Source organism: Synechococcus sp. H55.10, from assembly GCF_047502715.1.
In the GTDB taxonomy this organism is placed as follows: Bacteria; Cyanobacteriota; Cyanobacteriia; order Thermostichales; family Thermostichaceae; genus Thermostichus.
In genome coordinates, this window is the sequence record NZ_JANSJJ010000116.1 from 1 (window position 1) to 4,470 (window position 4,470).

Genomic DNA, 4,470 nt, shown 5'->3' on the forward strand with positions numbered 1-4,470 from the left:
CAAGCTTTATAGTCGGTTCAAACACAATTCAAACACTTTCACTTTGCCACCTACCCAAGCACTTCGCGCTGCTGCCCTCACCCCCAACCCCTCTGAGGGAGAGGGGGGTTAGGGATAGGCTTTCCGTCTGTTGTTTGAGGTAGGTCTCAGCTCCCTAGAGATCGAAACGGCGGCGAAAGCGGGGATCCCACCTGTCCTTTTTGCGCTGATTACAGACTTTGCACAGGGTTTGCAAGTTGCTGATGTCGTTGCTGCCGCCCTGGGCAAGGGGGACGATGTGATCAACCTGAAGCTGCACCTCTGGGGGCGATTTGCCACAACTGCGGCAGCGGAAGCCATCCCTTTGGAAGACATACTCCCGCACAGATGCTGGGATCGGGATCCTCTCACCAGGTTTTTTCTCTTTCATTCACTACTCACCTGTAGCGCGAAAAATATCTAGATTCTCTTCAGAATTTCGGGATGGACTATCGGGAGTAAACTCGAGACAAACTTTAAGGGATACCTTTCCCTCAGACCAATCCTTTCTAGGCTGTAAGATTCGGGATTTTACTCCCTCTACTAAAGCTCTAATTTCTACGTGAACCTTTTTTGAGCGAAGGTGGCTATTTGTTCGTGCAATATCTGCAAGAAGGTAATCAATAATTGCACTGTGCAAAACACTAGGAAGATAGATTTGGTCGCCAATCGCAACGGCAGTTTCTTTATCATCTACTTTGAGAAGTATCGAGTCAAGCATGTCTTGTTTCCTAGTGCTAACAGACCTGGCTAATCGGCATCCTTTCGAAGGTCATCCAGAGAAGATCCATCGCTTGCTGATCCTGGATCTTCTGGCTCAAACTCAACTATTAGCCTTACCCTAACTCTGCCATCAACCCATGGCAAGCTAGGACGTAAAAGTTTAGCAGGGATCCCTCTCGCATCAGTTATTTTGCCAAAATTAACCGAGCCATAGTTAAATGAAATGTTTCTGGCTCTAAGTTTGTCAGATAAACGAGATCCAAAGTTATCATAAGCACTTTCTAAGCAAGCCCCAATAAACTCTTTTGAGTAGATCAGGCGTCCTCCTATATCAATGACGGTGCTTGGAGAAGCATCTATCTCGACAAAGCGATCCTGAGGTTGATCGTTGCTTGACACTGACCCAGCCTCCTAATGCATCCCGCTAACTTAAGCTACTCCTTGTCTGTGCGAAGGTCATCTAGAGGGGATCCATCGCTACTTTCTGAGCTCGTACGCTCTGGCTCAAACTCTACAGTGATCCGCAATCTGACCCTACCTTTCTCCCACTCCTTCTTACCCGGTACCAAGAGCTGACAGGTAAGGCCCTGATCAAACCACTTGGTTTCTTGCAGTAACTTTTCTAACTTTTCTTCAGATCCGGGAGGAATAGGAATAGGAGGAAGAAAGCTACTGGCAATACTAATCAGGTTTTCCGCTGGGAGGATCCCCGAGGATCTCAAGGCTGCAATAAACAAGCGATTGAGCTCTTCCTTTTTGGCCAAATCCTCTTGGGCAGCTTTGACCAGGCTAGCAACCTTGAAAGTTTTCTCCCCTATGGAGAGAACCCCTTCTAAGCATTGCTGCAAGGGCAGGGACTTAGGTAACAAAACTTCACCTCCTCAAATAGTAGGGAGAAACAAACTGCTTTATCTCAGATCGTCAAGTATGCTGTCCAGCTCGGGGAAAATCTTACCTAAGTCAGAGATCTCATCACTCGGCCCACTTTCGCTCGCTGGCTGCTCGGAAGAACCTGCTGAGCTGTCAGCTAATTCACCGGTCGAAGAAGGTTTCAGTAAAGAAATCGAGGGCAAAAGTTCACGACCTAGGCCCATAGCCTGTAAGCATAGGTTAATCCCAGAAACGGCTTGGTTGTAGCTATCGATCTTTGCTTCTAGATCCCTTAGACGCTGTTGGTTTAAGGTAATTCTTTCTTCTGCTTCCTTTCTAAGTGTCGCTTCCATAAATTGCTTTGCTTCGGGATACTTTTGCAGAATTTCATCAGCCACTTCCTTAGCAACGGGCAAGAGCTGAGTCTTGAGGGTATTGTTGGTTTCTTGCCGGAAGTTAGAGCGTATTGTCTGGCTGACTTTGGGCTCAAAGTCAAGCTTCAGCAATTGCCGGATCCCCGGCTCCGCATCTCGAATAGCGGAAATATCGTAGGACTGAGATGTTTGCTTTAAAACTTCCCGGAACTGGTAAATGGAGAAAGTGCCCTCGTCATAGAAGCGAGGACTTTCTCTTAGATACCGATCGCACTCTTTTCGAGCGCCGCTGACTAATGCAGTGCAAACTTTTTCCTTAACCTCTAGTAGTTTTTTCTCTAGATCACCGTCGGATCCCAGTAGGCGAAACAACTGCTTGTAGTAGTCTGCACTGCATACCCGATCGATAATCCGCCGGAAGGAGTTCTCCACAACTGTGGTGGCAGACTCGACCAGTATATCCTCTAGGTGATTCGATAGGTAGTAAAGGGCCTCAACCAGCACAGCCAAAAAGGGAGCTGTGGAGTTACGGTGGTGGATGCGAACAGCTTGGCTATAGGCACTATCTATTGAGAATGTGTCCAGAAGCTCATCCAGCCTACGCACCATCTTGGCCTGCAGCCTTCGGAAGTCATACTCAAACTCTTTATCCGTTCCGTCGATAATTTCACTAACCATAGTTTGAATGTGTTCATCAAACTCTTGACCAATCCTATTCAACTGCTGATTAATAAGCATTAACTCATGGGCAATCATGCTATCGACTTCTCTGGGTTGGCTGTCTAGGTCTCTATAAAGATCTAGGTAGGACTTTCTGAGCTCAATACACAGAGGCTGCAGGTCATCGGCAAGAGCTATAAACAACTGCGGGCGCTTTTCTTCCTTCAAATAGCGAGTAATCCCACTGAGAAATTCTTCTATGCCGCTATCTTTGATCATGTACTCAATCAAGGGCTTGCCCCACTCGCTTAGAATTCGAACGTAGTTATCGATAGGAGTCTCATAGCCGTGCACCGAAGGGCGGAAGGGGGATCCCACAAGCCTGCCTGAGGAGCTACAGTACTTGACAAATTCGCTAATAAATTGAGGTGTCTGCTCTCTGCCACCTAGCTCTTTTATACTTTCTGCAAAAATGGTATCCAGACCAAACCTTGTTTCTCGAGTCGTTTCCCTGATCTGCGAGCCGTAGAAGCCAAGCAGGGCACTAGTTTTAAATAGGCGGGCTTGACGAAACTGCTGGTCAATGATGGTCTCTAATCTCTGCCTTAGCTGGGAGTTGTACCAAGTTTCATCAATGCGGTTGAACACATAAAAAACTCGATCGCGAATACTTTCGCTACTTTGGATGTGCTCAATGAGTTCTGTTTCTTCTTTAGTCAGCTCACCTGTTGTAGCACACTTGAGGACACAGACAACTGCGGAAGTGTTTGGATCGGCAATTTTTTGATAGGTGCGCTCGGCATCCGCTTTAACCGGAGCATCAATTCCAGGGGTATCGACAATAACGTTTCCGTCTTCTAATAGAGGATGATGGCAGTAGTACTCAATCTTCCGCAGAACTGCACTATTGGCACCGCGCCGCGCAAAACTGGCCGCTTCTCTTAGGTTGCCAAGGTTAAGCTGTTCCATCGAAAATACTCTGTTTTCGGTTGGGTGAATTCTGGCGCGGTTTTGCTGGAAACCTTCAATTAATAAGCGCAGCGCATCTGCCTGCTTTGCTCGTTCCGACTTACTTTTGCCGCCCTCCTGCTGAACAATGGCCTCAGCCTGCTCTTTTAGGCGATTGAGGGTGACTTCCTCTAGGTTGTTGCCGCTGGGTAGGGTCAAGCCTAGGCGAGTGCAGAAGGCAGCCATCTGTTCCTGCACCTGCCGCTCGCTGAGGAAGGTGAGTACTACCCTCTCGGCGTCAGGCTCTGCATAGGAGATGTAGCACTCTGTCCCTGTGGCGTGTCCTTCAGCGCTATAGAGAAGCTCCCTTTCTAACAAGGCGTTGATCAGCATCGACTTGCCAGCGCTAAAAGCACCGGCAAAGACAATCTCAAAAGTTGGAGAAATAGCCTTGCTCAGTGAAGCCTGAACTCGGGTTGTATCTTGCTTTGCTGAGAGCGTGGGATCCTGCTGCCAAAGGTTTAGAATCGTTTCAACATGCTCCCGTAAGTTCTCACACTGAGGCAAGAGTTGCACAACCATCTCAGGGACCTCCGCTAGGGCTGCGGAGATTATAACGCCCTCAGCCTCGGGCGTGAGATCCCTATACTACTTTTCTTCCGACGGGGCCCTAGCTTGCTAGGGCAAAGAGGTCACTCCACTCCCGCCTGGGAACGCCGGGCTTAGCGATGATCTCGAAGATGCGGTTTTTTGCTGCCGGCTGAAATAGGCTTTCAACAGCCACTTGAGCTACTTTGAGGCGAGGGATGCTGCCCTCGAAGAGAGTGTCAGCTTGGGAGAGGACAATGCCATCCTCGTTGTCCTGGTTTTTCAGGCC

The 4,470-nt window shown here is 48.5% G+C and carries 5 protein-coding genes and 1 pseudogene; all 6 read right to left on the bottom strand.

Annotated features, from left to right (window positions below; genetic code table 11):
• Positions 1-154 precede the first annotated feature (154 nt).
• Positions 155-409 (bottom strand): HNH endonuclease, encoded by a 255-nt coding sequence (locus NW858_RS08090; protein ID WP_414348921.1) that lies wholly within the window; start codon positions 407-409, stop codon positions 155-157.
• 3 nt (positions 410-412) lie between these two features.
• On the bottom strand, positions 413-739 hold the full coding sequence (locus NW858_RS08095; RefSeq protein ID WP_414520255.1) for a KGK domain-containing protein: 327 nt from the start codon (positions 737-739) through the stop codon (positions 413-415).
• A 29-nt stretch (positions 740-768) separates the two neighbouring features.
• Positions 769-1,140 carry a KGK domain-containing protein gene (locus tag NW858_RS08100; protein WP_414520256.1) on the bottom strand — a complete coding sequence of 124 codons (372 nt, stop codon included), beginning with the start codon at positions 1,138-1,140 and terminating at the stop codon, positions 769-771.
• A gap of 35 nt (positions 1,141-1,175) precedes the next feature.
• A complete protein-coding gene (locus NW858_RS08105) occupies positions 1,176-1,610 on the bottom strand; it encodes a KGK domain-containing protein (protein ID WP_414348924.1) in 435 nt (144 codons plus the stop codon).
• A 39-nt stretch (positions 1,611-1,649) separates the two neighbouring features.
• Complete coding sequence (locus NW858_RS08110) at positions 1,650-4,175, bottom strand: dynamin family protein (protein WP_414348925.1); 2,526 nt, start codon at positions 4,173-4,175, stop codon at positions 1,650-1,652.
• 88 nt (positions 4,176-4,263) lie between these two features.
• Positions 4,264-4,470: pseudogene (locus NW858_RS08115) on the bottom strand (SDR family NAD(P)-dependent oxidoreductase); the annotation flags it as partial.